The 26,632-nt window shown below is 69.6% G+C and carries 24 protein-coding genes; 10 read left to right on the top strand and 14 right to left on the bottom strand.

The genetic code is table 11. The features are described from left to right. Positions 1 to 52: 52 nt before the first annotated feature. Positions 53 to 928 carry an Abi-alpha family protein gene (locus ACFMRZ_RS17200; RefSeq protein ID WP_280273675.1) on the bottom strand — a complete coding sequence of 292 codons (876 nt, stop codon included), beginning with the start codon at positions 926 to 928 and terminating at the stop codon, positions 53 to 55. A gap of 271 nt (positions 929 to 1,199) precedes the next feature. On the opposite strand from ACFMRZ_RS17200, the gene ACFMRZ_RS17205 reads away from it, so the two are divergent. After that, positions 1,200 to 2,522, top strand: a complete 1,323-nt coding sequence (locus tag ACFMRZ_RS17205) for a hypothetical protein (RefSeq protein WP_400179935.1) — start codon at positions 1,200 to 1,202, stop codon at positions 2,520 to 2,522. Next, positions 2,513 to 3,355, top strand: a complete 843-nt coding sequence (locus ACFMRZ_RS17210; protein ID WP_400179936.1) for an Abi-alpha family protein — start codon at positions 2,513 to 2,515, stop codon at positions 3,353 to 3,355. Before ACFMRZ_RS17205 ends, ACFMRZ_RS17210 begins: the two co-directional genes overlap by 10 nt. Positions 3,356 to 3,368: 13 nt before the next feature. Here ACFMRZ_RS17210 and ACFMRZ_RS17215 read toward each other — a convergent pair whose 3' ends face one another. Together ACFMRZ_RS17215 and ACFMRZ_RS17220 are read right to left on the bottom strand one after the other, a co-directional pair. Further along, a complete protein-coding gene (locus ACFMRZ_RS17215; RefSeq protein WP_400179937.1) occupies positions 3,369 to 5,168 on the bottom strand; it encodes an ABC-F family ATP-binding cassette domain-containing protein in 1,800 nt (599 codons plus the stop codon). A gap of 105 nt (positions 5,169 to 5,273) precedes the next feature. Then, positions 5,274 to 6,203 (bottom strand): 4-(cytidine 5'-diphospho)-2-C-methyl-D-erythritol kinase, encoded by a 930-nt coding sequence (locus ACFMRZ_RS17220; RefSeq protein WP_400179938.1) that lies wholly within the window; start codon positions 6,201 to 6,203, stop codon positions 5,274 to 5,276. 161 nt (positions 6,204 to 6,364) lie between these two features. Here ACFMRZ_RS17220 and ACFMRZ_RS17225 point away from each other — a divergent pair, with 161 nt between their 5' ends. The 4 genes from ACFMRZ_RS17225 to ACFMRZ_RS17240 all read left to right on the top strand — a co-directional run bounded on the left by ACFMRZ_RS17225 (position 6,365) and on the right by ACFMRZ_RS17240 (position 10,356). Further along, positions 6,365 to 6,571 carry a copper ion binding protein gene (locus ACFMRZ_RS17225; RefSeq protein ID WP_280273670.1) on the top strand — a complete coding sequence of 69 codons (207 nt, stop codon included), beginning with the start codon at positions 6,365 to 6,367 and terminating at the stop codon, positions 6,569 to 6,571. Beyond that, positions 6,571 to 7,467, top strand: a complete 897-nt coding sequence (locus ACFMRZ_RS17230) for a hypothetical protein (protein ID WP_400179939.1) — start codon at positions 6,571 to 6,573, stop codon at positions 7,465 to 7,467. Before ACFMRZ_RS17225 ends, ACFMRZ_RS17230 begins: the two co-directional genes overlap by 1 nt. After that, a complete protein-coding gene (locus ACFMRZ_RS17235) occupies positions 7,464 to 9,701 on the top strand; it encodes a heavy metal translocating P-type ATPase (RefSeq protein ID WP_400179940.1) in 2,238 nt (745 codons plus the stop codon). The genes ACFMRZ_RS17230 and ACFMRZ_RS17235 overlap by 4 nt, the downstream gene beginning before the upstream one ends. Positions 9,702 to 9,822: 121 nt before the next feature. Further along, the gene (locus ACFMRZ_RS17240; RefSeq protein ID WP_400179941.1) at positions 9,823 to 10,356 is read left to right on the top strand and encodes an LpqN/LpqT family lipoprotein; all 534 of its coding nucleotides are present in this window, start codon (positions 9,823 to 9,825) and stop codon (positions 10,354 to 10,356) included. A gap of 13 nt (positions 10,357 to 10,369) precedes the next feature. Here ACFMRZ_RS17240 and rsmA read toward each other — a convergent pair whose 3' ends face one another. Beyond that, a complete protein-coding gene (gene rsmA, locus ACFMRZ_RS17245) occupies positions 10,370 to 11,251 on the bottom strand; it encodes a 16S rRNA (adenine(1518)-N(6)/adenine(1519)-N(6))-dimethyltransferase RsmA (protein WP_400179942.1) in 882 nt (293 codons plus the stop codon). Between the two features lie 161 nt (positions 11,252 to 11,412). Here rsmA and ACFMRZ_RS17250 point away from each other — a divergent pair, with 161 nt between their 5' ends. After that, complete coding sequence (locus tag ACFMRZ_RS17250) at positions 11,413 to 12,177, top strand: SDR family NAD(P)-dependent oxidoreductase (protein WP_400179944.1); 765 nt, start codon at positions 11,413 to 11,415, stop codon at positions 12,175 to 12,177. A 271-nt stretch (positions 12,178 to 12,448) separates the two neighbouring features. On the opposite strand, the gene ACFMRZ_RS17255 is transcribed toward ACFMRZ_RS17250, so the two are convergent. Continuing rightward, on the bottom strand, positions 12,449 to 13,576 hold the full coding sequence (locus tag ACFMRZ_RS17255; protein ID WP_280368856.1) for a resuscitation-promoting factor: 1,128 nt from the start codon (positions 13,574 to 13,576) through the stop codon (positions 12,449 to 12,451). A gap of 186 nt (positions 13,577 to 13,762) precedes the next feature. After that, positions 13,763 to 14,596 (bottom strand): TatD family hydrolase, encoded by an 834-nt coding sequence (locus ACFMRZ_RS17260; protein WP_400179945.1) that lies wholly within the window; start codon positions 14,594 to 14,596, stop codon positions 13,763 to 13,765. Between the two features lie 58 nt (positions 14,597 to 14,654). On the opposite strand from ACFMRZ_RS17260, the gene metG reads away from it, so the two are divergent. Then, the gene (metG, locus tag ACFMRZ_RS17265) at positions 14,655 to 16,199 is read left to right on the top strand and encodes a methionine--tRNA ligase (RefSeq protein ID WP_400179946.1); all 1,545 of its coding nucleotides are present in this window, start codon (positions 14,655 to 14,657) and stop codon (positions 16,197 to 16,199) included. An 81-nt stretch (positions 16,200 to 16,280) separates the two neighbouring features. Here the strand turns inward: metG and rsmI are convergent, their stop codons facing one another. Continuing rightward, positions 16,281 to 17,126, bottom strand: a complete 846-nt coding sequence (gene rsmI / locus ACFMRZ_RS17270; protein WP_400182891.1) for a 16S rRNA (cytidine(1402)-2'-O)-methyltransferase — start codon at positions 17,124 to 17,126, stop codon at positions 16,281 to 16,283. 252 nt (positions 17,127 to 17,378) lie between these two features. Between rsmI and ACFMRZ_RS17275 the strand changes: the two genes are divergently transcribed. Further along, positions 17,379 to 18,959, top strand: a complete 1,581-nt coding sequence (locus tag ACFMRZ_RS17275) for a dolichyl-phosphate-mannose--protein mannosyltransferase (RefSeq protein ID WP_400179948.1) — start codon at positions 17,379 to 17,381, stop codon at positions 18,957 to 18,959. Here the strand turns inward: ACFMRZ_RS17275 and ACFMRZ_RS17280 are convergent, their stop codons facing one another. Next, complete coding sequence (locus ACFMRZ_RS17280; protein WP_280270173.1) at positions 18,960 to 19,319, bottom strand: GntR family transcriptional regulator; 360 nt, start codon at positions 19,317 to 19,319, stop codon at positions 18,960 to 18,962. It abuts the gene before it with no gap. Between the two features lie 6 nt (positions 19,320 to 19,325). Further along, the gene (locus ACFMRZ_RS17285; RefSeq protein WP_400179949.1) at positions 19,326 to 20,555 is read right to left on the bottom strand and encodes an arginine deiminase; all 1,230 of its coding nucleotides are present in this window, start codon (positions 20,553 to 20,555) and stop codon (positions 19,326 to 19,328) included. Positions 20,556 to 20,725: 170 nt separating this feature from the next. Between ACFMRZ_RS17285 and soxR the strand changes: the two genes are divergently transcribed. Further along, positions 20,726 to 21,259: a redox-sensitive transcriptional activator SoxR gene (gene soxR, locus ACFMRZ_RS17290; protein WP_280270175.1), complete on the top strand. Its 534-nt coding sequence runs from the start codon at positions 20,726 to 20,728 to the stop codon at positions 21,257 to 21,259. Here soxR and ACFMRZ_RS17295 read toward each other — a convergent pair. From ACFMRZ_RS17295 to ACFMRZ_RS17315, 5 genes are all read right to left on the bottom strand, one after another. Next, positions 21,256 to 22,110 carry an SDR family oxidoreductase gene (locus ACFMRZ_RS17295; RefSeq protein WP_280270176.1) on the bottom strand — a complete coding sequence of 285 codons (855 nt, stop codon included), beginning with the start codon at positions 22,108 to 22,110 and terminating at the stop codon, positions 21,256 to 21,258. The genes soxR and ACFMRZ_RS17295 overlap by 4 nt on opposite strands. A gap of 154 nt (positions 22,111 to 22,264) precedes the next feature. Next, positions 22,265 to 23,389, bottom strand: a complete 1,125-nt coding sequence (locus ACFMRZ_RS17300) for a glycosyltransferase (RefSeq protein ID WP_400179950.1) — start codon at positions 23,387 to 23,389, stop codon at positions 22,265 to 22,267. 223 nt (positions 23,390 to 23,612) lie between these two features. After that, on the bottom strand, positions 23,613 to 23,867 hold the full coding sequence (locus tag ACFMRZ_RS17305) for a hypothetical protein (protein WP_400179951.1): 255 nt from the start codon (positions 23,865 to 23,867) through the stop codon (positions 23,613 to 23,615). After that, complete coding sequence (locus ACFMRZ_RS17310; protein WP_400179952.1) at positions 23,828 to 24,601, bottom strand: GAF domain-containing protein; 774 nt, start codon at positions 24,599 to 24,601, stop codon at positions 23,828 to 23,830. The genes ACFMRZ_RS17305 and ACFMRZ_RS17310 overlap by 40 nt, the downstream gene beginning before the upstream one ends. A 65-nt stretch (positions 24,602 to 24,666) precedes the next feature. Then, positions 24,667 to 26,484 (bottom strand): bifunctional diguanylate cyclase/phosphodiesterase, encoded by a 1,818-nt coding sequence (locus tag ACFMRZ_RS17315; protein ID WP_280273818.1) that lies wholly within the window; start codon positions 26,482 to 26,484, stop codon positions 24,667 to 24,669. Between the last annotated feature and the right edge of the window lie 148 nt (positions 26,485 to 26,632).

Genomic DNA, 26,632 nt, shown 5'->3' on the forward strand with positions numbered 1-26,632 from the left:
GCGGCGAATCTGCGCGGATCGGGAAATCTGTATCGGATTGCTATCAGCCGCGTTACGAGCCGTTGATGGAGAAGCAGGTGCGGCAGAAGTCCTCGCCGAACTCGGTCAGTCGCAGGCTCTTTCGCACGATCTTCGGCGCCCGTCCGGCCCGTTTGAGTGCGGTTTCCACGACTGGCTGCACCTCGAGCACCATGTAGCGGCTCAGCACGACCGGATCGTCGGAGGTCACCAGCAGGCCGAGCCGGTTCAGATTGATCAGGTACAACCGGGCCCGGTCCAGATAGCGGACGCCGGCCTCTTCGGGCACCGAGGTCAGATCGCCGGTCACCAACTCCGAACCAATACCGAGCGGTCTGTTGGTGCGCACGTCGACCGCGGGCTGCGGTCCGTTGAGTGCCATGAACCGCAGAATGCGGGCCTCGTCGGGGGCGATCTGGTCGAGGATGCGGTCGTAGGCCGGGTGCACATCCTCGGTGAAGTACACGTCCGCCGACCGAGCCAGCAGCGCGTCACCGCGACGGCGCAGATCGTCGAGGCTCGACGAGCGGACGTAACCGCCGGGGATGGCCTGCTGGGTGTGGCCGTTGCCGGTCGGGACATAGCTGACGATCTCGCGCACCGACCCCTCGGTGACGCCGAGGATATTGCGGGCCACCGATTGCAGCGCCGCCCCGGCGCGCTCGGCGATGTCGGCGGACGACTCGCCGTTCAGCGCGGCCTGGGTGATCTCCTTGGTGACCTCGTAGGTGGTGCCGACCGCCCACTGTCCGCCGCGCACGGCGGTTCCGGCCGCCAGCCCGGCCGCGCGGAAGACACCGCGAATCATCCGGGCCTCGTTGCTGATCTGTCGCTGCTCTACCTCAGAGCTGCGTTCCACGGCACGGGAACCGGGGCGGACCACGTCCCGTCCGGTCCTGTCGTTTGCCACGTGCTTCTCCGAATATCGCCTGGGTGAGCGGGCGTCGCTCACGCTGCCTGCCGCTGCTGTGGTGGTCGTCATTCTTCCGGGCGCCGATGTCCGATGCGACATTCCGGCCGACCGTTGTGACCGAAGTCTCCCACCCCAGTACCTTGTGGACCAGCGCAACACCGGAAGTGGACTCGATTCCTGAATCCACAGTAAGGTCCCTCGAGCCGACGGGGTACGTTGAGGTGCCGGCGGGGCGGCGTCACCGGTTCGGGGTCGGCAGGAGGGTCTCGTGCTAGACAGCATTTTTCATATTCACCCGACCATTCTGGCGGAACTGATCACGATCCCCCTGTTCACCGGCGTCATCGGCTACATCACCAACTGGACCGGCGTCCTGATGTTGTTCAAGCCCGTTCGCTTCCACGGCGTGGGCGTGCCGGGGCTGCGCACGCTGTTCCCCTATCTGCCCAAGCGCATTCAGGTGCTGCCGCTGCTGCAGTTCGACGGCCGGATGGGCTGGCAGGGAATCGTGCCCTCGCGGGCCGACAAGATGGCGTCCATCGCCGTGGACAAGGGCCTGGCCAAGCTCGGCAGCGTCGCCGACTTCTATCGCGAACTCGAACCCGACGCGCTGGCCGAACATCTCACCGCCATCGCCGATGAACAGATCCGCGACATCGTCGAGGACATCGCGACCCGCGAGCATCCGCAGCTGTGGTACAACCTGCCCGCTCAGGTCCGGGAGATGGTGCACGAGCGGGTCCGCCAGCAACTACCCGACATCCTGCGGGAACTCACCGACGAACTCGGCAACAACATCGAGCAACTGCTCGACGTCAAGTCGATGGTGATCCGGTACTTCCAGTCCCGCCCGCACCTGCTCAACATGGTCTTCCAGGTGCTCGGCGCCAAGGAGCTGCGGTTCATGCAGAACTTCGGCTTCTACTTCGGCGCGCCGATGGGCGCGGTGCTGGTCGCGATTCTGCACCTGACGCACTGGCCGGCGCTGTTCGTGCTGCCGGTGGGCGGCGTGGTCATCGGCTGGGTGGTCAATTGGATCGGCATCAACCTGATCTTCGTACCGGCCTACCCGAAGTGGTGGTGCCCGTGGCGGCAGGGGTTGTTGATCAAGCGGCAGCCGGAGATCACCCAGGGGTACGCCGAACTGGTGGCGAGTCAGGTGATCACCGTCGCCAATGTCGGTGACGAGCTGCTCAACGGCCCGCGCTCCGACCGCACCCTGCAGGTGCTGGAGGACACGCTGCGCCCGGCCACCGATCGGGCGCTGGGCCCGGCGCGCGGGGCGCTGAAGTTCATGATCGGCAACCGCGACTACGAGGCCCTGCAGGACCACTTCGCCGACGCGGGCAAGAATCTCGCGCCCGCGGCGTTCGCGGATCCGGCGTTCAACGCGCAGCAGAGCAAGAATGTCAGCCAGTACATCGCCAGACAGATGGCGGCGCTTCCGCCACCGGATTTCATCAATATGTTGCGCTCCGCCATCAAACAGGACGAGTGGCTTTTGTTCGTGCACGGCGGTGTGCTCGGGCTGTTCGCCGGTTACGCTCATCTTCTGATCTTCGGAACGGAGATAGCGACGCGATGGGTGTGACCGAACCGGATTCCGGCGAAAGCGCCGAGCACACTACCGAACTCGTGCGGCGGCCGGCCGCGGAGCTGGCCGTCCGCGACGAATCCGCCACCGCGCGAGGGCAATCCCCGGTGCGCGCCGCGACAGGCGTGGTGCGGGTGGCGTTCTCGGCGGTGACGGAGGCGGCCGCCTGGGGCGTGGGCACCGCGGTCGGGGTCGCCGATACCGTGGTGCGCGGCAGCATGGCCGGGCGGCAGCCGCGCGAGGTGCTGACCGAAGCCGGTGAGCAGGTGCGGGATTCGGTGCGGCGGGCGCTCGGCATTCCCGCGCCCGGCGATCGCTCCGGCAGCGGCTCCGCGCCGAGCCTGCGCGAGCGCGGCGCCGAGTTGCTGCGGATATCGGCGAGCGTGCACGACGAGGAAGGCGACCATCCGGCCTTCGCGCGCATGCTGACCGAACTCGCCCCCGACGAGGCGCGCATCCTGCGCTTCCTCTACCTCGACGGCCCACAGCCCGCCCTCGACATTCGCACCGGCCGCCCGCTGAATCCGGGTGCGCAGCGGATCGAGCCGGGGCTCAACATGATCGGCGAGGACGCCGCGCTGCGCTTCGCCGACCGGATCGGCTCCTACCTCACCAACCTGCGGCGGCTCGGCCTGATCGAATCAACCCGCGACCCGCTCGACAACCCGGCCCGCTACCAGCTGCTGGAGTCCCAGCCCGAGGTGCGCCGCCTGCTCAAGCGCACCGGATTCGGCACCAAGGTCTTCTACCGCAGCATCGCGCTCACCGGTTTCGGCACCGAGTTCGTCCGCACCTGCCTGCCGGTTCCGCGCCTGGACCAGGCGCTGTAGCCCCGTCCCGCGGTTATCCGACCTCGTCGGCCAGCTCCAGCCAGCGTTCCTCGGTGGTCTCCTTCTCGGCCCGCACCTGTTTGAGTTCGGCGCCGAGGCTCACCAGCTTGTCGGGGTCGGTGGCGGATTCGGCCAGCGCGGCGTGCAGTTTCCGCTCCCGTTCGGTGAGCTTCTCCAGAGCGCGTTCGAGGCGGCCGAATTCCTTGCGGGCCGCGCGGTAGGCCGCCGAATCCGTCGCGGGCGCAGCGGTATTCGCCGGTCCGCCCGCCGCCGGTTTGCGGGTGGTGTCGCGCAGCGCCGCCCGCTTGCGCAGGTATTCCTCGATGCCGCCGGGCAGATTGGTGAGTTTGCCGTCCCCGAACAGCGCCCAGGTGGAGTCGCAGATGCGCTCGATCAGGTAGCGGTCGTGGCTGATCACGACCAGGGTGCCGGGCCAGCCGTCGAGCAGGTCCTCGAGCTGCTGCAGGGTATTGATGTCGAGGTCGTTGGTGGGCTCGTCGAGCAGCAGCATGTTCGGCTCGCTCATCAGGATGCGGGTCAGCTGCAGGCGGCGGCGCTCACCACCGGACAGGTCGCCGACGGGCGTGCGCTGCTTGGCGGGGGTGAAGCCGAGCCGCTCGGCGAGTTGGCTCGCGGTGATCTCGCGGTCGCCCAGCATGGTTCGCTCGGCGACATCGGAAACCGCTTCCAGCACACGCATACTCGTGGGCAGGTCGTCGAGTTCCTGCCGGAGCCAGCCGATTCGGACGGTCTGACCCTGAACGCGCTTGCCGGAGACCAGGTCCGAGTCTCCGGCCAGCGCGCGCAGCAGTGTGGTCTTGCCCGAGCCGTTCACACCGACCAAGCCGACCCGCTCACCGGGCGCCAGCCGCCAGGTGAGATCGCGCACCAGCTCGCGGCCGTCGGGGGTGGTCAGGGTGACGTCCTCCAGCTCGACCACCACGCGGCCCAGCCGCTTGCGCGCGAAGGAGGCCAGCTGCACGGTGTCGCGCGGCGGCGGCACGTCGGAGATCAGCGCCTCGGCGGCCTCCACCCGGTAGCGCGGTTTCGAGGTGCGGGCCTGCGGGCCGCGGCGCAGCCAGGCCAGTTCCTTGCGGGCCAGATTGCGGCGGCGGTCCTCGGCGGCGTCGGCCTGGCGGGCGCGTTCGGCGCGGGCGAAGATCCAGTCGTTGTAGCCGCCCTCGTAGCTCTCCACCTTGCCGCCCACCACTTCCCAGGTGCGCTCGGCGACGGTGTCGAGGAACCAGCGATCGTGGGTGACCACGACCAGCGCGCTGCGGCGCGACAGCAGATGCTCGGCCAGCCACTGCACGCCCTCGACATCGAGGTGGTTGGTGGGCTCGTCCAGCACCAGCAGATCCAGTTCACGGACCAGGGCCGCCGCGAGCGCCACCCGGCGGCGCTCGCCACCGGACAGGTTCGCCACGGGCGTATCCATCCCCAGCCCGGCGATGCCGATGCCCTCCAGCACACTGCGGATGCGCGGGTTCGCGGCCCACTCGTGCTCGGCCACGCCGTCGGTGCGGGCATCCGCGGCCAGCCCGGCCAGCACCACCTCGCCGACCGCGGCGCCCGCGGGCAGCACGCCGCGCTGGGTCACCACCGCCATGCGCAGTCCGCCGCGCCGGCTCACCCGGCCGCCGTCCGGTTCCTCGATCCCGGTCAGCACCTCCAACAGCGTGGTCTTGCCGCCGCCGTTGAGCCCCACGACCCCGATGCGCTCACCCTCCTGCACGCCGAGGGAGACGTTGTCCAGCAGCGGCTTGACGCCGAAACTCTTACGGACTTGCTCGAGATTGATCAGGTTGGCCATGAATCCTTCTGCGTGCCGCCGTGCGAAGCCGATATTTGCCCAAGCAAGCGTACCGATCGCCCGGGACGCGCCCCGCGCGGCTGACGCCGGGCGACGGACCGACCCCTAGTGGTGGGGGTCGTCCGCTATCACGCGGGCGCCGGGGACCGGGCCGTTGGCGGTGCGGACGCTGCGACTGACGCCCGCGCCCGATAGTTCCGCGGCGACCGATACCGCGGCGTCCTCGCTTTCGCAGAGGAAGGCGCAGGTGGGGCCGGATCCGGAGACGATCCCGGCCAGCGCGCCGGCGGTGACCCCGGCGCGCAGGGTGCGGCGCAGCTCGGGTTTCAGCGACAGTGCGGCCGCTTGGAGGTCGTTGCCCAGCAGCGGCGCCAGCACTTCGGGGTCGCCGGAGGCCAGCGCATGCATCAGCCGCTGCGGATCGCCCAGCCGCGGCGGCTCGCCCTGTTCTCGCAGCCGGTCCAGTTCCCGGTACACGGCCGGGGTGGACAGGCCGCCCTTCGCCAGGGCCAGTACCCAGTGAAAACTGTTGCGGGACAACACCGGTAGCAGTTCCTCACCCCGGCCCCGGCCCAGCGCGGTGCCGCCGTACAGGGCGAAGGGCACGTCGCTGCCGAGTTCGGCCCCGACGGCGGCGAGTTCGTCGCGCGACAGGCCCAGGTCCCACAGCTCGTTCAGGCCGACCAGCGCGGCCGCCGCGTCGGCACTGCCGCCGGCCATGCCGCCCGCCACGGGGATGCCCTTGCGGATGGAGATCTCCACCAGCGGCGCCCGCCCGGCCTGGTGCGCGAGCCGTACCGCGGCCTTCGACACCAGATTCGTCCGATCGGTCGGCACGTCCGCGGCGCCCTCGCCGCTCACCCGTACGGTGAGCGAGGCCGCGGGCGCGATCTCCACATCGTCGCTCAGCGACAGGGCCTGGAATACCGTGGTCAACTCGTGGTATCCGTCGGCACGCAGATCACCGACCCCGAGGTGCAGATTCACCTTCGAGGGCGCCCGCACGACCACGGGGCTGGGCACAACAGCAAGCACGAGCCCCAAGCGTAATGCGCGGCACGGACAAGTGCCGCCGCTGCGGCGGGCGACACGATCGGATCGGCCGGATCACTTGCGTCGGGTACCCACGGGGGGTATGTTCATAGAGGTGAGGGGATACCCCCGCACCGTATCGGATGAGAACGAAGGAGTCGATCATGGCGACCAGCACCTACACCGTCACCGGAATGACCTGCGGCCACTGCGTGGCGTCGGTGCGGCAGGAGATCGGCAAGATCGACGGGGTCACCAGCGTCGACGTCGACCTGGCGAGCGGCCGCGTGCAGGTGGAGTCCGCCGCGCCGATCGCCGCCGCCGATGTCACCGCCGCCGTCGACGAGGCGGGATATCAGGTGGCGAGCTGATGAACGACAGACTGCGGTTCGCCGCCTTCGGCGGTGGGCTGGTCGTGTTGTTCGGGGCCGCGCTCGGCATCGGCGCCCTGGTGGGCGATCCGGCCGGGCCGGCCCCCGGGCACGGCGATTCCCATTCCACCCAGGCGAGCGAGACCATGAGCAACGGATTGCAGAGCAGCCAGGAGGGTTACACCCTCACCGAGATCGCCGCCCCCGGCACGCCGAACGAGCCCGGCGCCCTGCGGTTCCGGATCCTCGGCACGAACGGCGCGCCGGTCACCGCCTACACGCCGCTGCACGAGAAGGATCTGCACCTGATCGTCGTCCGGTCCGACGCCCGGCAGTTCCGGCACGTGCATCCGGCCCTGGCCGCCGACGGCACCTGGTCCATCGACTGGAAGTGGGCCGAACCCGGCACGTACCGGGTGTTCACCGACTTCTCCCCCGCCGGCGGGCCGGACCTCACGCTGAGCCGCACCGTCACCGTGGCGGGCCCGGCCGCGGATCAGCCGCTGCCGCCGCCCGCGCGCACCGCCGACGTGGACGGCTACCGGGTCACCCTCGGCGGCGATCTGACCACCGCGGGCAGCGCACTACACTTCACGGTGACCCGGGACGGCAAGCCGGTCACCGACCTCCAGCCTTATCTGGGCGCCTACGGACACCTGGTCGCGCTGCGCGCCACCGACCTGTCCTACCTGCACGTGCACCCGCAGGGTGAGGTCGGTCGCACGCCCGCCGGGCCGGACGTGGCGTTCCACGCACAGGCCCCCAGCGCCGGGGCGTACCGCCTGTACCTGGATTTCCAGCACAACGGCGCGGTGCACACCGCCGAATTCACCACCGCGGCAACGACAGCCGCGCCGGACAGCAACGCCGGACACCACGAAGGAGGTCACCCATGAGCGCCCCCGCCACCGAGCGGTCGATCGAACTGGATATCGGCGGCATGACGTGCGCCTCCTGCGCGGCGCGAATCGAGAAGAAGCTCAACCGGATCGACGGCGTCACCGCGTCGGTGAACTACGCCACCGAGAAGGCGAAGGTGAGCTACCCGGCCTCGGTCACCACCGACGACCTGATCGCCAAGGTGGTCGACACCGGATACACCGCCGCCGTGCACAGCCCCGAACCGGCGCGAACCGAAGCGCCCGAGGCGGATTCGGCGCCGCCGGCCACCGCGCCGCTGCGGCACCGGCTCCTGGTCAGCCTGGCGCTGGCGATTCCGGTCACCGCGATGGCCATGGTTCCGGCGCTGCAATTCGACAACTGGCAGTGGCTCTCGCTGACCCTGGCCGCACCCGTCGTGGTGTGGGGCGGCTGGCAGTTCCATCGCGCGGCCTGGGTCAACGCCAAGCACGGCGCCGCCACCATGGACACGCTGATCTCGCTGGGTTCCATCGCCGCCTTCGGGTGGTCGGTCTACGCGCTGTTCTTCGGCGACGCGGGCATGCCGGGAATGAAACATCCCTTCAGCCTGAGCATTTCGCGTGGCGATTCGGCCTCGGCGCTGTACTTCGAGGTGGCGGCGGTACTGATCACGGCCATTCTGGCGGGCCGGTACTTCGAGACGCGGTCCAAGGAGAAGGCCGGGTCGGCGCTGCGGGCGTTGCTCGAGCTGGGCGCCAAGGACGTCTCGGTGCTGCGCGACGGCGTCGAAACCCTCGTTCCCGTAGGGGATCTGCGCGTCGGCGAGGAATTCCTGGTCCGGCCCGGCGCGAAGATCGCCACCGACGGCGTTGTGGTGCAAGGTAGTTCGGCGCTCGACCTGAGCATGCTGACCGGCGAGTCGGTACCGGTCGAGGTGGGGCCCGGCGATCAGGTCGTCGGCGCCACCGTGAACGCCGGCGGCATGCTCACCGTGCGGGCCACCCGCGTCGGCGCCGACACGCAACTGGCGCAGATGGCGCGGCTGGTGGAGGACGCGCAGACCGGCAAGGCGCAGGTGCAGCGGCTGGCGGACCGGGTGGCCGGGGTGTTCGTGCCGATCGTGATCGCGATCGCGGTGGTCACGCTGGGCTTCTGGCTCGGCGCGGGAGCCGCGGTGAGCACCGCCTTCGGCGCGGCGGTCGCGGTGCTGATCATCGCCTGCCCGTGCGCGCTGGGCCTGGCCACACCGACCGCGCTGCTGGTCGGCACCGGGCGCGGCGCCCAGCTGGGCATCCTGATCAAGGGCCCGCAGGTGCTGGAGTCGACCCGGCGCATCGACACCGTCGTGCTGGACAAGACCGGCACCGTCACCACCGGCAGAATGACGCTGGCCGAAGCGATTCCGGCCGACGGCACCGAGCCCGACGAGTTGCTGGCCGTGGCCGCGGCCGTGGAGCACGGCTCCGAACATCCGGTCGCGCGGGCGGTCGTCACCGGCGCCAAGGAGCGCGGGCTGTCGATCGACCCGGTCGAGCAGTTCGTCAGCCACGGCGGCAAAGGCGTACAGGGACTGGTCGGCGGGCGCGCGGTGATCATCGGGCGCGCCGAGTTGCTCGACGACTGGTCGGTCACCCTGCCCGACCGGCTGGCCGAGGCGAAGGCCGCGGCCGAACGGGCCGGTCATACCGCCGTCGCGGTGGCGTGGGACGGCGTCGCCCACGGCGTGCTGGTGATCGCCGATGCGATCAAATCCACCAGCGCCGAGGCGATTTCGGACCTGCGGTCGCTCGGCCTCACCCCGGTCCTGCTGACCGGTGACAATGCCGCCGCCGCCCGCACCGTCGCCGATCAGGTCGGTATCGACGAGGTCATCGCGGAGGTGCTGCCCAGCGACAAGCTGGCGGTGGTGGAACGGTTGCAGCGGGAGGGCAGGGTGGTCGCCATGGTCGGCGACGGCGTCAACGACGCGGCCGCGCTCGCCCGAGCCGATCTGGGCCTGGCCATGGGCACCGGTACCGATGTCGCCATCGAGGCCGGGGACATCACGCTGGTGCGCGGTGATCTGCGGACCGTGGCGACCGCCATCCGGCTGTCCCGGGCCACCCTGCGGACCATCAAGGGAAATCTGTTCTGGGCGTTCGGCTACAACGTGGCGGCCATTCCGCTGGCCGCGGCGGGGCTCCTGAACCCGATGCTCGCCGGGGCCGCCATGGCACTGTCCAGCGTCTTCGTGGTCAGCAACAGCCTGCGGCTGCGCTCGTTCCACTGAGCGGGTCGCCGCCGAGCGGGCCGTCCGGGATTCGGGCGGCCCGTTCGCCCGTGTCCGGACATACCTGCCGCGCATGGCAGACTCGCAGCGACCACGCTCGCGCCGCGCCGAGAGGATACCCGTGACAGCCCCCACCGGACCCGAACAACTGCTCACCATCGCCGAGTACCTGGCCGCCGCGGAGATCGCGGCCGAGCCGGTCGCGCCCGGTACGGACGGTGCCCCGGTGGTGTCGGTCGGAGTTCCGGAGGGTTGGCAGCAGATGCCCGCGGAGAGCTTCGCGGGTACCTACGGCGTCTGGGCGCAGGCGCCCGAAGACGGCTGGGCCGACAACGCGGTGGTGCTGATGGTGCGGCTGTCCGGCCCCGTCGACGCCGACACCCTGCTCGCCTGCGGCTTCACCGATGCCCGCCGCCTGCCGGAGTGGGCGGAGCGGGACACGCACCTGGGCCGTTTCGGTGGCTACCCCTCGGCCGCCATCACCGGCACGTATGCCATTACCCCACTGACCCTCTGGGCCTACAACCGCTACACCCTCATCGACAGCGACACCACGCCCTACCTGGTCCAACTGACCGTCACCACCCGCGCCGAGCACGACGGGACCGACGCCGCCGCCGTAGTCGCGGGCCTCACCTTCACCCCCGCGGGCTGACCGGACGCCGCCCTCAGGATTGTTCGGCGAGGCGGACGAAGGCTGCGGTGTCGAGGGTTTCGCCGCGCGCGGTGGGGTCGATACCGGCGGCGATCAGGCGCTGTTCGGCGGCGGCCGGGGACCCCGCCCAGTTCGCCAGGGCCGCGCGTAAGGTCTTGCGGCGCTGGGCGAATGCGGCGTCGACCACGGTGAACACGCGCTTGCGGAAGGCGGCGTCCTGCGGCCACGGCGGCGCGGCGTGGCGCTCGATGCGCACCAGCCCCGATTCGACCTGCGGCACCGGCCAGAAGACTTGGCGCCCAACCGCTCCCGCGCGCCGGACGGTTCCGAAGAAGCCCGCCTTGACGCTCGGCACCCCGTAGATGCGCGAGCCCGGCTCGGCCGACAGCCGATCCGCCACCTCGGCCTGCACCATCACCAGAGCCGTTGCGATGCCGGGCAATTCGGCCAGCAGATGGATCAGCACGGGCACGGCCACGTTGTACGGCAGGTTCGCCACCAGCGCGGTCGGAGCGACGGGAAGATCCGGTCCGGTGATCCGCAGCGCGTCGGCCTCGACCACACTCAGTCGCTCGGCCAGCGACCCGGCTCGATCGGCCACCGTATCCGGAAGCTGTTGCGCCAGTACGGGATCGATCTCCACCGCCACCACGCGATCCACCACGTCCAGCAGCGCCAGCGTCAGCGAGCCGAGCCCCGGCCCGACCTCGAGCACCACGTCCTCGCGCCCCACCCCCGCCGCCCCGACGATCCGCCGCACCGTATTCGCGTCGTGCACGAAGTTCTGCCCGAGCTGCTTGGTCGGACGCACCCCCAGCCGCTCCGCCAGCTCCCGCACCTCGGCGGGCCCGAGCAGATCGGCCTGACCACGGGCGACAAAGGCGGGTTCGGACACGCCGGACAACCTACCAAGCCCCGCCCCGCCGGCACCGCACCAACCCGAGCGGAGACGCCACCCCGGGGCGGCACATTGACGCAAACTAGTACTCGTTCTAGTTTTCTCGGGTACCGGAACAACGAACCGGCGTTTCACCCCTGTTCGAAAGGACGCACGCAATGCAGCGCAGATACGACGGACGACGGGTGCTGGTCACCGGAGCCGGATCGGGCATCGGCCGGGGCATCGCCCTGCGCCTCCTGTCCGAGGGCGCCGAGCTGGTGGCCGCCGATATCGCCGAAGCCGGCCTGAAGGAAACCGCCGAAGCCGCGACCGAGCACAGCTCCCGATTCGAAACCGTCCAGGTCGACGTATCGAACCCCGACTCGGTCCGCACCGCCGTAACCACCGCCGTGGACCACTTGGGCGGCCTGGACGTATTGGTCAACGCGGCCGGAATCATGCGCACCGCCCACACCCACGAAATGCCGTTCGAAGCCTGGAACCAGGTAATAGGAGTAAACCTGACCGGCACCTTCCTGATGGTCCAAGCCGCAATCCCCACCCTCCTACAAGGCGACCACCCCGTAGTAGTGAACTTCTCCTCCACCTCAGCCTTCGGCGCCCACCCCTACATGGCCGCCTATTCAGCTTCGAAGGGCGGAGTAAACGCCATGACCCACGCCATCGCCCTCGAATACGCCAAACAGGGTCTACGCGCGGTAAATATAGTCCCCGGCGGCATAACCACAGGAATCACCACAAACCTGGAAACACCCCCCGACGCCGACTGGACCCTCTTCGCCCGCCTAACCGGCTGGCTGAACAACGGCGCCCTAGGCCACCCGGAAGACGTAGCCGGCGCAGTAGCCATGGTCGCCTCAGAAGACGGCCGCTACATAACAGGCAGCGAAATCCGAGTAGACGGAGGAGCCCTCATGTAGGACACAGGCACGCAATCCGCACCTCCCCACCCCACGCACCCCCCTCCGCCAAAAACTTCCCCTGTAGCACGCCAACCCCGTAGGTTTTCGGCGCGTCTCGGTTTTCGGGTGCCGCTGCGAAGCGACGAAGGAGCCAGCAACGGCACCCGAAAACCGAGACCAAGGGCGCCGAAAACACGCCGGAGCGAAGCGGAGGCCAAAAACACAGCAGCGTTCCCCACCCAACGCAACCAAAGCCCCCACCTACCCGCCCAACCCCCCACCCCACCCCCTAACTAATCCCCAACCGACTAGTACAAGCCGGCCAAGCCCCCCACCCCTGCCTCGCCCTCGTCACCTCCGCAATAGCAATCTGCTCCTCCCGAGTAGCCAAATCAGCCCTCGGCGCATACCGAGTCCCCCCTTGCCGCTCCCACGTATTCTGATCGAACTGAATCCCCCCGAAAAACCCGTTCCCAGTGTTGATCCCCCAATTCCCATGAGACTCACACTGCGCCAACGCATCCCACACCGCCCCATCCCGAACCGGCGGCACCTCGGTCCCGGGCTTGGCCCCCTTCCGAACAGTCTTCGGCTGAGCCGGAACGATCACCGTGTTACTGATCGGATCCTTACTCGCCTCCTCCCCATTGACGATCGACACCGCGAACGTCACGTCCTGCACCCCCGCCTTACCCGGATTCTCGACAACGGTCCGGCTCATATTCAGCTCCGGATCCTCGATGACGTCCTCGGTCGGATCCAACGCCACCCGCTCGACCCGGTTCTCCACCCGCTTACGCGTGACGGTGATCTTCATCCCGTCCCGGAGCGGCGTCGCGGCGGCGGGCTCGACCGAGTCCTGGTTCGCCAGCGGCACACCCTGCACCTGGAGCAGTTCCCCGACGGTCGGCGCGGCCATCCGCACATAGCCGGGCGGCTCACCGTTGTCGGCGAGCAGCACGGTCCGCGGGCTGGTGACCGCCAGCGCGGCCCCTTGCAGCGGGAGCGGCGTCGGCCGCGCGGGCGACACGAACACGTCGGAGGGGATGTTCAGCTGCTGCAGCGCGTCGGCGACGGTGGCCGCGGTGGTCCACACCTTCTGCGGGCGTCCGTCGAGGGTCAGTGCGACCTGCCGGGCCCGGTTCAGCGTGACGGTGGCGCCGTCGAGCACGATCTCGTCCGCCGACGGCGAGACCGCGTCGCGGTTGGTGAGGGCGAAGCCGGCGGCCTTGAGTACGCCGCGCACGTCTCCGGACATGGTGCTGAAGCTGGACTCCTGGCCGTCGATGACGACGGTGACGGTCTTGCGATTCATGATCGCCAGTGCCGCGCCCACGATCAGCGTGATCAGCATCGCCGCGATCGCCGCATAGAGCAGCGGCGAGCGTGAGGAGTTGATCCGCTCCAGGGCGGGCATCCGAAAGTCCGGCATGGTCACAATACGATAACGAGGGGGTCAGGCCCTGACAACCACAAGCCGTGGAACAGGGGTTTTCCACATCACGAGTCGATATCGACACAGCAGGTAGATAACGACCCGCGTCATCGTAGTGAACTGCCCCACAATCCGCACCTCGAACGCATACACGCGCTGGTCCGAGGGTCAGAAGTACATTCCGTAGACCCGCATCGCGTTGGCCGTGGTGATCTTCGCGAGTTCGACCGGGTCCTGCTCGCGCAGCTCGGCCAGCGCCCGCACGGTGTAGGGCAGGCAGTACGGCTCGTTGGGCGCGCCGCGGAACGGGTGCGGGGTCAGGAACGGCGCGTCGGTCTCCACCAGGATCTGTTCATCCGGCACGACCCTGGCGGCCTCCCGCAGTTCGTGCGCGTTCTTGAAGCTCACGGTGCCGGAGAAGCTCAGCACGTACCCCTCCGCGACGCAGGCCAGCGCCATGTTCGTGTCGGAGGAGAAGCAGTGGAAGATCACGGTCTCGGGCGCGCCCTCGTCCAGCAGCACGGCCAGCAGGTCGTGATCGGCCTCGCGGTTGTGGATCATCAGCGGTTTGCCGAGGCGTTTCGCCAGGTCGATATGCCAGCGGAAACCCTCGACCTGATCCTCGATCGCCGCGCAGCCGTCGAGCTTGCCTGGCCAGTAGTAGTCCAGCCCGGTCTCGCCGACGGCGACCACGCGCGGATCGGCGGCCAGCTTCTCCAGCTCCGTCTTCGCCGCGTCGTCCAGCGCGTTCGCGCGGGTCGGGTGCAGCGCGACGGCGGCGTACACCCGCTGGTCCCAGTGCGCCGCGCGCACCGCGAAGCGTGCGGCGGCCAGGTCGTCGGCGACGGTGACCACCCGGCCGACACCCACCGCCGCGGCGCGATCCACCAGGGCGGCAACCGATTCGGCGTCGGTGGCGCCGCAGGCGTCCATATGGGTGTGCGCGTCCACCAGTGGGGACAGCGGTTCGGGCGGTTCGGGTGCGGGTCGTTTGCTAGGCATGGCCACCGGGGATATTCGCGCGAACGGTCACGGGCACGCCGATTACAGTAGTCACATCATGAGCGAACGCCCCGCCTTCTACATCACCACGGCCATCGCCTACCCGAACGGTGCGCCGCACATCGGCCACGCCTACGAGTACATCTCGGCCGACGCTCTCGCGCGGTTCAAGCGCCTCGACGGCTACGACGTGTTCTTCATGACCGGCACCGACGAACACGGTCAGAAGGTGCAGCAGTCGGCGCGCGCCGCGGGCGTCCCGGTGCAGGAGTACGCCTCGCGCAACTCCGACGTGTTCGAGCAGCTGGACAAGGCCCTCGACATCTCCTACGACCGGTTCATCCGCACCACCGACGAGGACCATGTCGCCTCCAGCATCGCCATCTGGGAGCGGATGCGGGCCAACGGCGACATCTACCTCGACACCTACTCGGGCTGGTACTCGGTGCGCGACGAGGCCTTCTACACCGAGGAGGAGACCACCGTCCGCGCGGACGGCACCCGGGTCGCCACCGAGACGGACACGCCGGTGGAGTGGACCGAGGAGTCGAACTACTTCTTCCGGCTGTCGAAGTATCAGGAGGCGCTGCTCGATCTGTACGAGCGGCATCTGGAGTTCATCCTGCCCGCCACCCGCCGCAACGAGATCGTCAGCTACGTCAAGGCCGGACTGCGCGATCTGTCCATCTCGCGCACCACCTTCGACTGGGGTGTGCCGGTGCCCGGCCATCCCGATCACGTGATGTACGTATGGGTGGACGCACTCACCAACTACCTCACCGGCGTCGGCTTCCCGAATACCGAATCCGCTGCGTTCCAACGCTTCTGGCCAGCCGACGTGCACATCATCGGCAAGGACATCACCCGCTTCCACACTGTGTACTGGCCGGCGTTCCTGCTCTCGGCCGGGGTCGATTTGCCGAAACGCGTGTTCGTGCACGGCTTCCTGACCAACAAGGGCGAGAAGATGTCGAAGTCGGTCGGCAACGTGGTCGACCCGACGGCGCTGGTGGAAACCTACGGCCTGGACGCCGTGCGCTTCTTCCTGCTGCGCGAGATCTCCTACGGCCAGGACGGTTCCTACAGCCACGAGGCGATCGTGGGCCGCATCAACACCGATCTGGCCAACGAGTACGGCAACCTGGTGCAGCGCAGCCTGAAGATGGTGGCGCGCGACTTCGCTTCCGCCGTACCGACTCCCGGCGAGTTCACCGAGGACGACCGTGCCCTGCTGGAGCGGGCGAACGGCCTGCTGGAGCGGGCGCGCGCCGAATTCGACCAGCAGCAGATGCATCTGGCGCTGGAGGCGATCTGGCTCACGCTCGGCGAGACGAACCGGTACTTCTCCGCACAGCAGCCGTGGGCGCTGGCGAAGGCGGGCGACACCGCGCGCGAGGGCACCGTGCTGTACGTGACCCTCGAGGTGCTGCGCATCGTCTCGATCCTGGTGCAGCCGGTCATTCCCGGCTCCGCGGGCCGCATCCTGGACCAGCTGGCCCAGACCGCCCGCACCTTCGCCGACCTGGCCACCCCGATCGAACCGGGCCTGCCGCTGCCGCCGCCGGAACCGGTCTTCCCGAAGTACGTCGAGCCGAAGGACTAGCGCTGGTGTGCACCGATGCCGCCGCTGGAACAGGCATCGGATGCGTGGCGTGAGTCGCTGTACCGCAAGCGATCTCGCTCGTCAGCCACGTGCGCGAGCAGCGAGGACGGCGTCGTAGAGTTCGCGGCGGGAGGCGCCGGTGGCCGAAGCGACCTGGGCGCAGGCGTCTTTCAGGCGCATCCCGTCGGCGACCAGGTCCTCCACCTCGGTGGCCAGGTCGGCGGGATCGGCCGAAAGCGGTTGGGCGCCTTCGAGAACCACGGTGATCTCGCCGCGGGCGCCGTCGGCCGCCCACGCGGCGAGTTCGTCCAGGGTGCCGCGAACGACCTCCTCGTAGGTCTTGGTCAGCTCGCGGCACACGGCGGCGCGGCGGCTGGGGCCGAGCACCTCGACGGCGTCGGCGAGACAGTCGGCCAGGCGGTGCGGCGCCTCGAAGAACACCACGGCCCGCGGCTCGGCCACCAGCGTGCGCAGCCATTGCTTGCGCTGGCCCGACTTGCGGGGCGCGAAGCCGTCGAAGCAGAACCGCTCCATCGGCAACCCGGACAGCGCCAGCGCCGTCGTCACCGCGGACGGGCCGGGCAGGCAGGTCACCGGCAGTCCGCGATCGACGCACGCCGCGACCATCCGGTAGCCGGGATCGCTCACCGACGGCATGCCCGCGTCGGTCACCAGCAGCACGGTGCGCCCGGCCTCGATCTCCGCCAGCAACTGCGGAATCCGCGCGGCCTCCACGTGGTCGTAGAAGCTCACCACCCGCCCGGTGATCTCGACCCCGAGCGCCTTGGCCAGCGCCCGCGTCCGTCTCGTGTCCTCGGCGGCAACCACTTCCGCGGTCTCCAGCGCCGTCCGCAACCGCTGTGAGGCGTCCCCGGCGTCACCCATCGGCGTCGCCGCCAGCACCAGACGCCCGGCCTGCCCGCTCATCGCACTCCCGTCCACGGATTCGGTCACAGCTCGCCGCCGGCCGGGCTCCATCAGACAACACTGCGGCAACGTGCCACCACGCGGCCCACGGTCCGCGGCCGCGGCATCCGGCCACACCGGTCACCAATCGCGGCGGCAGAGCAATATTTGCCGTCTCACGCCGATCTGTGACCGCTCAGCCCAGCCGGGCACACCGCCGCCCTCGGCTCACCGCTGCGCGGAGGCCGGATGTGCACCGCATACGATCGACGCGTGACCCAGCTGACCGACGCGCGCCCGGCGATCGGCGCGGGCTCGGCTTCGTCCAGCCCGGCGCCGCTGCGCCCCACCCCCGATTTCGGCCCGACCGATCGGGTGCGCGGCTGGGTCGTCACGCTCGTACTCACCACGATCGCCGTGGTCACCCGGTTCCTGAACCTGAACTATCCCACCGACGCCGGCACCCCGGTCTTCGACGAGAAGCACTACGCGCCGCAGGCCTGGCAGCTGGTGACCGGCGGCTGGGTCGAGGACAATCCGGCGTACGGGCTGGTGGTGCATCCGCCGGTGGGCAAGCAGATGATCGCGCTGGGCGAGCTGCTGTTCGGCTACACCAGCTGGGGCTGGCGATTCTCGGCGGCGGTGTTCGGCTCGCTGCTGGTCCTGCTGGTCATCCGGATCACCCGGCGAATGACCCGGTCCACCCTGATCGGCGCCATCGCCGGACTGCTGCTGATCGCCGACGGCCTGACGTTCGTCTCCTCCCGCATCGGCATGCTCGACATCTTCCAGGCCCTGTTCGTCACCGCCGCCTTCGGCTGCCTGATCGTGGACCGCGACCAGGTCCGCGAACGCATGGCACGGGCCGACATCGAGGGACGCATCGCACTCAGCACCTTCGGCCCCCGGCTGGGCGTGCGCTGGTGGCGCTTCGGCGCGGGCCTGCTGCTCGGATTGAGCTGCGGCACCAAGTGGTCCGGCATGTACTTCGTCGCCGCGTTCGGGCTGATGTCGGTGTGCTTCGACGTCGCCGCCCGGCGCGCGTACAAGGTCGCGCGCCCGTGGGTCGGCACCGCGGTCCGCGACATCGGCCCGGCTCTGGCGTCCCTGGTGCTCGTCCCGCTGCTGGTATACCTGGCCGCCTACTGGGGCTGGATCGCGAGCGAGGACGGCTACGACCGCTATTCGGTCGGCAATGCCCTCGGCGCGGGCGGCACCTGGTCCTGGATACCGGACGCGCTCCGCTCGCTGTGGCACAACCAGGCCGAATCACTGAAATTCCATGAGAGCCTGACCAATTCGGCGGGCAACCACCATCCCTGGGAGTCCAAGCCGTGGTCGTGGCCGATGGGCCTGCGGCCGATGCTCTACTACTACGCCGACGGCGGCGTGACCGGCTGCGGCCAGACAGTGTGCGTGAAAGCGGTCATGCTGATCGGCACGCCGGCGCTGTGGTGGGTCTCGCTGCCGATGCTGGCCTGGGCGATCTGGCGCACCGCGACCCGCCGCGACTGGCGCTACGCCGCCGTCCTGGTCGGCTACGGCGCGGGCCTGCTGCCCTGGTTCGCGACCCTGGACCGGCAGATGTACTACTTCTACGCGGTCCCGATGGCGCCGTTCCTGGTCATGGGCATCGCCCTGGTGCTGGGCGACATTCTCGGGCCCGCGCCCTTCGCCCGCGTCGGCGACCGCTTCGAGCGCTGGACCGAACACCGGCGGCTGAGTCTGCTGCTGGTGTGCCTGTATCTCGGCGTGGTGGTGGCCAATTTCATCTGGCTGTGGCCGATCCTGACCGCGCTGCCGATCACCGTCGGCAACTGGCACGACCATCTCTGGCTGCCGAGCTGGAAATAGCTACTCGCTCAACGCGGCCCGCACATAGCCGACCGCCGCCTCGTCGTCGAGCCCCAGCCGCCGGATGACCGCCACGTATTCGGTGGCTGCCCGCCCGGCCAGATCCCGGGTCGGATCGCCGGACGAGGCGATGAACGAGCCGAGCCGCCCGCGCGTTTCGAGCACGCCGTCCTGTTCCAGTTCGCGATAGGCGCGCGCCACCGTATTCGGCGCCAGACCGAGGTGACCGGCCAGCGCGCGCACGGTGGGGATCTTGGTCCCGGCCGTCAGCTCACCGGACCGCACCCGGGCGATGATGCCCTGCCGCAACTGCTCGTACGGCGGAACCGCCGAATGATGGTCGACCGGGATGTCCAGCATCGCGCCTCACACTTCGTCCCGCGACAACGGGCAGGACAGGCAGCGCGGACCACCTCGCCCGGAGCCGAGCTCGGATCCGGGAATGGTCAGCACCTCGATACCCGCGTCCGCCAGCCGCGCGTTCGTGTTCTCGTTGCGTTCGTAGGCGACGACCACCCCGGGCGCCAGCGCCAGGGTGTTGTTCCCGTCGTCCCACTGTTCCCGTTCGGCGGTGACGCCGTCCAGGCCGGTATTGATGACCCGGAGTTTGGGAATGCCCATCGCCTCGGCCGCCGCGGGGAGGAACGGGTCCGGCCCGCGCATCTCCACCGTGCCGTCGTCGCGCTTGCCGATGGTGAAGGCGCACAGCGAATCCTGCACCGCCGGGTACATCACGACGGCGTCGGTGTCGACCATGGTGCAGACCGTGTCCAGGTGCATGGTCGCGCGGTTCTGCGCGATCGGCACCACCAGCACGGTGTGCGCGAGATTGTCCTCGAACAGGCTGCGCGCCAACGCTTCCGCACCGGCCGGGGAGGTACGCTCGCCGACCCCGATCGCCACCACGCCGGGCGCCAGCAGCAGCACGTCGCCGCCCTCCATCGGCGCGGTGTGCGACTCGTAGGCCCGCCGCACGCCGAGGAAGCGCGGATGGAAGGCGTAGACGAGATCGGTCAGCGAGGTCTCGCGCGCGCGGGCCGGCAGCGCCAGCGAGGTGATCGCCACCTTCGGCCCCACCCAGAACGAGGAGTCGCGCGTGAACAGCAGATTCGGCAGCGGATCGATGACGAAGTCGGTGCCGTGATGCATGCGGCGCACCAGCGACGTGCCCGGATCGAAGGGCAATTCGTCGAAGGTCATCCCCGACATCAGGACCGACGCCAGTTCCTCGGCGTCCGACACGCCGAACAGGTAGGACTTCAGTTCCTCGGCCAGCGCGTAGCCGATGCGTCGCGCGTCCACCGCGGCCGTGATGCCCATGCTGCGGCCGGGACCACTGCGCGCCAGCGTCTCGACCAACAGGTTCTGCAGCAGCAGCACCTCGACGCCGCGCCCGGCCAGCAGTCCGGCGAAGGTGTCGTGTTCCTGCTGGGCGCGCTCCACCCACGGGATGGCGTCGAACAGGAGCTGATCGTTGTTGCGCGGGGTGAGCCGCCGCAGTTCCGCGCCGGGCCGGTGCAGCAGCACCGTGCGCAGCGTCCCGACCTCGCTTGTCACGGAAAACGGTCGCGCCGGCGGCACAGCCTCTGTTTCCATAACCCGACCGTAGTCATCCGCTGCCGCCTTGGCACGGAATTCGCTGGGTGTACGCCGCCGGGACGGACCCGCCCGCACGCGCCGGACGGCACACCGGGAATGATGGCGACACGCCGTAAGTTACTTCCAAACGGCCGCGGTGTGCGCTTTACCTGAAGTATTGTTCAGGTATGCAGCAGACGACCTGGAACACCAAGGAACTCACCCCGGGCCAGTTGTCCGAACGCAGCGGGGTCGCGGTGTCGGCGCTGCACTTCTACGAGCGCGAGGGCCTGATCACCAGCCGTCGCACCAGCGGTAACCAGCGCCGATACTCCCGCGAAACGCTGCGCCGGGTGGCTTTCATCCGCATCTCCCAGCGGGTCGGCATCCCGCTCAGCGAGATCCGCAAGGCCCTGGGCACCCTCCCCGAGGGCCGCACCCCCAATCGCAAGGACTGGGAACGGCTGTCCACCATCTGGCGGGTCGACCTGGACCAGCGTATCGAGCAGCTGACCCGCCTGCGCGACAGTCTCACCGGCTGCATCGGCTGCGGCTGCCTCTCGCTCGCCAGCTGCCGCATCGTCAACTTCCACGACAAGCTCGGCGACGAGGGCCCCGGCGCCCGCGTCCTGGACGTCAACCTGCACTGCGAGGCGTCCCCGGACGGCGCCGGCTGCGAAACCGTCTACGAGACAGCGGAAGCCGACTCGGCCGCCTGCTAACCCTTCTTCAGGAAGCTGTCGAACAGGTCGTTGGCCCGGCGCATCGCGAACTCGTAGGGCAGCGCGAACTTGCGCGCCCACCAGTATCCGAAGCGGACGTCGAACGAGGTGTGGATCAGGAAGCGGTTCTTCTCGATACCGCGCAGAATCTGCGTGGCCACCCGCTCCGGCGGCGTGGCGTGGCTCTGGAATCGCTTGACGTAGCGCTGCACTCGCGGATCGTCGCGGTCCACCCCGGCGATCTCGACCGTCTGCACCAGGTGCGTGTTCACCGCGCCCGGCACCACCAGGTGCACGGTGATGCCGTGCCGCGCGAGATCGAACCGCAGTACCTCCGACACGCCTCGCAGCCCGAACTTGCTGGCGCTGTAGGCCGCGTGCCACGGGAAGGCCAGCAACCCCGCGGCGGAGGACACATTGACCAGCGCCCCGCCGCGCCCGTCCCGGACCATCCGCGGGACGAAGTTCTCGATCACGTGGATCGGGCCCATCAGGTTGACGTCGACCATGGTGCGCCAGTGCCGGTGCTCGAGGTTCTCCACGGTCCCCCAGGCCGACACGCCCGCGACGTTCATCACCACGTCGAGGCCGCCGTGCGCGGCGTGCACCTCGTCGGCGAACGCGGTGACCGCGTCGTAGTCGCTGATGTCGAGGGCACGGGAGAACAGCACCTTGCCGCCCTCGCGGCCGATGGCCTCGACGGTTTCGGCCAGGCCCGCGGCGTCGATATCGGTGAGCACCAGTTCGGCGCCGGCCCGGGCCGCGGCGATCGCGGTGGCCCGCCCGATCCCGCTGGCCGCGCCGGTGACCAGAGTCTTCTTGCCACTCACGGACTTCAAGCGATCGCGCACGCGGTTTCCTCGGATACTCGGTGGGGGCGGCGCCGAACCCTCCGCGGGTTCCCCGTTCCCGGCGCCTGACGTTTTCCTGTGCTGCCGAGAGCATACGGGCTGCCCCCGGTCCGGGTTCGACGCCCCGTTGCGCCGCCGGTCGCGGGCGCGCCCGTCAGCGACCGCCGAGCACCTCCAGCATCCCCGCCACCGCGGCCGGCCAGGTGAACTGCTCGGCCCGGCTCCGCGCGGCACGGCGCCGATCGCCGGGCGGGAGCGCGAGCACGTCGGTGACCGCCTGCGCGAAGGAGAAGGGATCGTCGGCGGCGACCGCGCCGCAATCCTCGGTGAGGATGTCGGCCAGCGCGGACGAGCGGCTGGCCACCACCGGTGTGCCCGCGGCCAGCGCCTCCAGCGCGGCCAGCCCGAAGGTCTCGTGCGGCCCCGGCGCCAGCGACACGTCCGAACTCGCGAGCAGCGTGGCCAGCCGGTCCCGGTCGGCGATGAACCCGGTGAAGTGCACGGCCGGACGCCCATCGGGCAGCGCCGCCACAGCGCGGGCCCGCCGGTGCAGCGACTCCCGCCGCGGCCCGTCGCCCGCCACCACCAGCCGCGCGTCCACGCCCTCCCGGCGCAGCGCGTCGACGGCCTCGATACTGCGGTCCACCCGCTTCTCCACCGACAGCCGCCCGCAGTGCACCAGCAAGTGCCGGGCACCGAACCGCTGTCGCAGCGCACCGTCGCGGCGCAACGGGCTGAACGTCTCCAGGTCGACGCCCAGCGGCACCAGGGCCACGTTCGGCACCGCGATGCGTTCGAACTCCGCCCGCGCGAATTCCGTTGTGCAGACCACGATGTCGTAATCCTCGGCGGAACGGCGGTTGGCCGCGTCGGCGGCGCGGCGCGCCAGCGGTCCCGGCAGCACCTGACCGAGCAACCGGTCCAGCCGCTCGTGCGAGATCATCACGCCCGCGATGTCGCGCCGCCGCGCCCAGCGCCCGAATCCGCGCAGCGTCAACCGATCCGACACCTCGAGCGCGTCCGGCCGCAGCCCGGTCAGCAGGTCGGCCACCCGCCGCGGGTCGGCGGCGCGGTAGCCGCCGGTCCACGGAATCGCCACGGCGGGAACGAGGATCCGGCGCACGCCGGTCCCGAGCGTCTCCTCGCCCCACCGCTGCCCGGGCACGACCAGCACCACCTCGTGCCCGGCGGCCACGTATCCCGCACCCAGATGGTGCAGGGCCGTGCGCAGCCCGCCCGAACGCGGCCCGTAGAAGTTGGCCAGTTGCACGATGCGCACGCGCCGATCGTCGCCGGGCCCCGAACCGGGCAGGCCAACGGAACATGAACCCGCGCAGAAGGATTGGCAAACCCGCTGATGCGCCGCGCCCCGAGGCAGCGCACCCACCCGGAGCACACGCTCGCCGGAGGCCGTGCGACATCCGCGCCACGCGGCGCGGGGCATCCTCGACGTGCCTGAACCGGTCCTGCGGGCGATGCGCCCGGTGACCGGAAGAGACCGCCTAGACGGGTCGGTCGTGGGTGCGGGGCGCCACGCGGATCAGCCCGTGGGCGGGCTCGCCACCCAATCGGGACAGTTCCGCCGACACCTCGATCCACTCCGTATCGGCGAAGCGCACCCGGACGGTGAGCGCGCGGACCTCCGCACCGGACATGATCGCCCGGCACGCCGCCCGATAGACCACGAGATCGTCCGGGTGCAGCACCGGCCGCTCGGTCAGCCAGCGCTGCAGCGGGGGCGGGGCTCGTTGGTCCACTCGTAGACCAGACCCATCGCCAGTTCGACGAAGCCGATGCCGACATCGGCGGCCCGCGCGACCGCCCGCGTCATCGCCAGGTCCGCGGCGGGTTGCGGCGGTCGCAGATCGGTGACGTCGTAGACCAGCGCCCGCGTCACATGCCGCCCCAGCCGGTGCACGCGCACCACCATGCGGATGCCGCGCACCCGCCCGTCGTCGCCGAGGAAATCGGCCTCGCCCTGCCAGCGCGCGGACGGATCGGTCCCCGCCACGACCGCCAGATACGCCATCCGGCCGTCGAAGCGCACCATCCGCCCGAAGACCTCCGGCGGTGTCCGCACCGACCGTGCCTGAGCCGGCGCCCGCGCGAAGACCAGTTCCTCCAGCCCCGGACCATGGTGTGCCAGTTCGGTTTCCGACATCCAGTCCCACGCGGCGACGGGGCGGCGCGGCGGCGGCCGGTCCCCGCTCGCGCCGATCCAGACCTGTACGCCGTGCACCGCCCCGAACGCGCAGCGGATCGGCACCGCGATCCCGCTCAGCCCGGCCATGGTGCGGCGCACCTCGGATTCGGCGTCGTCGTGCCGGCCGTTTTCGATCAGCGCGGCAAGCAGTTCGGCCGCCGCGGGCCCGAACCTGCGCCGCGGCCTGGACACACTCGTCCACTCCCGCGCCCGCTCACCCTCGGCAACGACGGTCGGCTCCACTCCGGGACCGAGTGTCTCCACGAGGAGCCAGTCGTTGCCGTTCATGCCGCACAGCATCGCAGATCACCGGCGGTGCGACGGATCCGCCCGCGATCACCGGGCGGCGGGATTCAGATGCGGTTCACTCCCCGGGAGACCCGAGGTAGCTCGAGGTCGAGCGGAATGCGCCCGAGCGCCAGGTGCGTCTCGACCTCCGCCGCCGGCATCGGCCGCGCGATGAGAAAGCCCTGCGCGCGATAGCAGCCCAGACCCACCAGGGTACGGGCCGCGACCGCGGTCTCCACCCCCTCGCCGACGACGCCCAGACCGAACGAACCGGCAAGACCCACAATCGATTTCACGATCGCAAGATCATCGGTGCTGACCCCCAGGCGCTGCACGAAGCCGCGATCGATCTTGACCGCGTCCACCGGCAGCGCCTTCAGATGCGACAGCGAGCTGTACCCGGTACCGAAATCATCGATGGCGATCTGCACGCCCATCCGCTTGAGTCCGCGCAAGGTCACCTGGGTCCGTGCCAGATCCTGCACCACGACGTGCTCGGTGATCTCCAGGCACACCGAACTGCCGTCGATGCCGAAGCGCCGCAACTCGTCCTCGACGCGCTCCACGAAGTCCAGGCTCACCAACTGCACCGGCGACACGTTGATCCGGATCACGACATTGGCGGCCAAGCCGGCCTGCCGCCACTGCGCGAACTGCGCGCACGCCGACCGGATCACCCACCGGCCCAGCTCGCCCGCCAGATTGGTCGCCTCCGCCACGCCCACGAACGCCCCCGGCGGCAGCAGCCCGCGCGTCGGATGCTGCCAGCGCACCAGCGCCTCGAGCGCGACGATCCGGCCGGTCCGCAGGTCCACCTCGGGCTGATAGTGCAGCAGCAGCGAACCGTCGGATACCGCGCCGCGTAAATTCAGCTCGACATCGTCCTGCAATTCGAATTGCGCGCGCATCGCGTCGGTGAACACGGCCACCCCGTCACCACCACCGGATTTCGCCGACAGCAGCGCGTGATCGGCCCGCCGCAACACATCGGCGACCGTGGTGTCACCCGGAATACCCAATGCCACACCAACGCTCGCGCCCCGGCTGACGGATTCGCCGCCCACCGATACCCGCCTGATGATCAACTGGTGAATCCGCGTCGCCTCCAATTCCGCGGCGACCGCGTCCATCGGCTTCGCGGGCACGATCACGAACTCGTCACCGCCGAGGCGGGCGATCATGTCGTTCGGGTCGAGATGTTCTTGCAACCGGATGGAAAGTGTCCGAATGAAATTATCTCCGGCCGTATGACCGAGAAAGTCGTTGAGCGCCTTCAATCGATCGAGATCGAGGAAGAATGCGGCCACCGGACCCGGGCTGCCCGGCCGCAGCCGTTCCTCCATGTGTTCCAGCAATGCCCGCCGATTCGCCAGGCCCGTCAGATCGTCGTGCAGCGCGATGTAGCGCAATCGCTCCTCGGCCACCACCCGGGCCTGCAATTGGCCCAGCAATGCGGCAATGGCCTTGAGCACATTGATTTCCCGGGTGCTCCACTCCCGGTCGCCCAGTTTCATGAAGCCGAGCAGGCCGGTCGGCTCGCCGCGCGACATCAGCGGAACGGTCGCCGAGGTCACCCCCGAGATGCCGGAGGACCGCCGGATCGTCTCCTGGTAATCGGCGAATTCCGGTGTGGGCCGCACGATCATCGGCTCGGTGGCGTACTCCATCGCCCGGAACACCGAATCGGCCTGTTCGAAGTAGACCACCTCGAGCGGATCGGGATCCGGCACCGACGGGCGGTGCGGCCATTCGGCGACCAGCACCGTCGCGCGCCGCTCACGGTCCGTGTGCCGGACGAAACTGAAGTCCACATCGAAATACTCGACCAGCTTGGCCAGCACGCGTTCGGTCGCCGCCACCATCGTCGTGGCATCGACCCCCATCAACTCCGCGGCAACCTGCGTCACCAGTGAGTCGAGCGTTCGCCGAGGCACCTTGTCTCCGATCGTGCTATCCGCGGGTATCCGCGCCCCGCACCCGCGGCCGACCGCCACCGGCGATCGGGCCCGGCGCGTGGCTCGGACGAAGTAC

Source organism: Nocardia sp. N2S4-5, from assembly GCF_044628355.1.
GTDB classification, from domain to species: Bacteria; Actinomycetota; Actinomycetes; order Mycobacteriales; family Mycobacteriaceae; genus Nocardia; species Nocardia wallacei_B.

Bases quoted from the DNA above. Each gene is read 5' to 3' on its own strand.
- ACFMRZ_RS17230 (WP_400179939.1), top strand. From the start codon at position 6,571: ATGAACGACAGACTGCGGTTCGCCGCCTTCGGCGGTGGGCTGGTCGTG.
- ACFMRZ_RS17310 (WP_400179952.1), bottom strand. From the start codon at position 24,601: ATGAACGGCAACGACTGGCTCCTCGTGGAGACACTCGGTCCCGGAGTG.
- metG (WP_400179946.1), top strand. From the start codon at position 14,655: ATGAGCGAACGCCCCGCCTTCTACATCACCACGGCCATCGCCTACCCG.
- ACFMRZ_RS17225 (WP_280273670.1), top strand. From the start codon at position 6,365: ATGGCGACCAGCACCTACACCGTCACCGGAATGACCTGCGGCCACTGC.
- ACFMRZ_RS17255 (WP_280368856.1), bottom strand. From the start codon at position 13,576: ATGCCCGCCCTGGAGCGGATCAACTCCTCACGCTCGCCGCTGCTCTAT.
- ACFMRZ_RS17215 (WP_400179937.1), bottom strand. From the start codon at position 5,168: ATGGCCAACCTGATCAATCTCGAGCAAGTCCGTAAGAGTTTCGGCGTC.
- ACFMRZ_RS17250 (WP_400179944.1), top strand. From the start codon at position 11,413: ATGCAGCGCAGATACGACGGACGACGGGTGCTGGTCACCGGAGCCGGA.
- ACFMRZ_RS17280 (WP_280270173.1), bottom strand. From the start codon at position 19,319: ATGCTGGACATCCCGGTCGACCATCATTCGGCGGTTCCGCCGTACGAG.
- ACFMRZ_RS17210 (WP_400179936.1), top strand. From the start codon at position 2,513: ATGGGTGTGACCGAACCGGATTCCGGCGAAAGCGCCGAGCACACTACC.
- ACFMRZ_RS17315 (WP_280273818.1), bottom strand. From the start codon at position 26,484: ATGGGGGTCGATGCCACGACGATGGTGGCGGCGACCGAACGCGTGCTG.
- ACFMRZ_RS17285 (WP_400179949.1), bottom strand. From the start codon at position 20,555: ATGGAAACAGAGGCTGTGCCGCCGGCGCGACCGTTTTCCGTGACAAGC.
- ACFMRZ_RS17260 (WP_400179945.1), bottom strand. From the start codon at position 14,596: ATGCCTAGCAAACGACCCGCACCCGAACCGCCCGAACCGCTGTCCCCA.
- soxR (WP_280270175.1), top strand. From the start codon at position 20,726: ATGCAGCAGACGACCTGGAACACCAAGGAACTCACCCCGGGCCAGTTG.
- ACFMRZ_RS17235 (WP_400179940.1), top strand. From the start codon at position 7,464: ATGAGCGCCCCCGCCACCGAGCGGTCGATCGAACTGGATATCGGCGGC.
- rsmI (WP_400182891.1), bottom strand. From the start codon at position 17,126: ATGAGCGGGCAGGCCGGGCGTCTGGTGCTGGCGGCGACGCCGATGGGT.